This is a genomic window from Burkholderia sp. B10 (assembly GCF_004368385.1).
GTDB classification, from domain to species: domain Bacteria; phylum Pseudomonadota; class Gammaproteobacteria; order Burkholderiales; family Burkholderiaceae; genus Burkholderia; species Burkholderia vietnamiensis.
Genome location: NZ_PQMX01000174.1, coordinates 1 through 1,136 on the forward strand (window position 1 = coordinate 1; position 1,136 = coordinate 1,136).

The 1,136-nt window shown below is 69.5% G+C and carries 1 protein-coding gene; it reads left to right on the forward strand.

Going from position 1 to position 1,136, the window contains the following annotated elements; genetic code table 11:
• Positions 1-1,136 (forward strand): efflux transporter outer membrane subunit (locus C3Y15_RS31445; protein WP_124260318.1); only part of this gene is annotated, 1,136 nt, incomplete at both ends.

The window sequence follows — 1,136 nt, forward strand, 5'->3', positions numbered from 1 at the left end:
CCGGCCGGCGGCGTCTACGCGACGCAGCCCGCTGCGGCCGGCACGCGCAGCGCCAACGGCCAGGCGGCGAGCGCCATCGGCTGGCGCGAATTCTTCGCCGATCCGCGCCTGCAGCGGCTGATCGAGATCGCGCTGAACAACAACCGCGACCTGCGCGTCGCGGTGCTGAACATCGAGGCGTCGCGCGCGCAGTACCAGATCACGCGCGCAGGGCTGTTCCCGACCCTAGACGGCACCGGCTCCGGCAACATCCAGCGCTACCCCGCGGGCGTGTCGACGACGCGCCAGCCGCTCATCACGCGCACCTACAGCGTCGGGCTTTCCGCGTCCTGGGAGCTCGACCTGTTCGGCCGCGTGCAGAGCCTGAAGGATCAGGCGCTCGCGCAGTATCTGTCGACCTCGTATGCACGGCAGGCCACCGAGATCTCGCTCGTGTCGCAGGTCGCGGACCAGTATCTGACGTTGCTGTCGACCGAGGACCTGCTGAAGGTCACGGAGAACACGCTGAAGACCGCGCAGGCGTCGTACGACCTGACCAAGCTGCAGTTCGACAACGGTACGGGCTCGGAGCTCGATCTGCGTCAGGCGCAGACGGTCGTCGAGCAGGCGCTCGCGAACCAGCAGGCGCAGGCGCGTGCGCGGGCGCAGGCGGTGAATGCGCTGGTGCTGCTGATCGGCGAGCCGCTGCCTGACGATCTGCCGGCCGGCATGTCGCTCGACGCGCAGAACCTGCTCACCGACGTGCCGGCGGGCCTGCCGTCGGACCTGCTCACGCGTCGCCCCGACGTGATGCAGGCCGAGCAGACGCTGCTGGCCGCGAACGCGAACATCGGCGCGGCGCGCGCGGCGTTCTTCCCGCGCATCTCGCTGACGGCCGCGTTCGGCACCGCGAGCCCGACGCTCGGCGGGCTGTTCAAGGCCGGCACGGCGGCGTGGTCATTCGCGCCGCAACTGACGATGCCGATCTTCGAAGGCGGGCAGAACATCGCGAACCTGAACCTCGCGAACGTGCAGAAGCGCATCGAGATCGCGAACTACGAGAAGGCGATCCAGTCGGCGTTCCGCGAGGTGTCGGACGGTCTTGCCGCGCGCGGCACGTACGATCTGCAGATCGCCGCGCTCGAGCGCAACGAGCA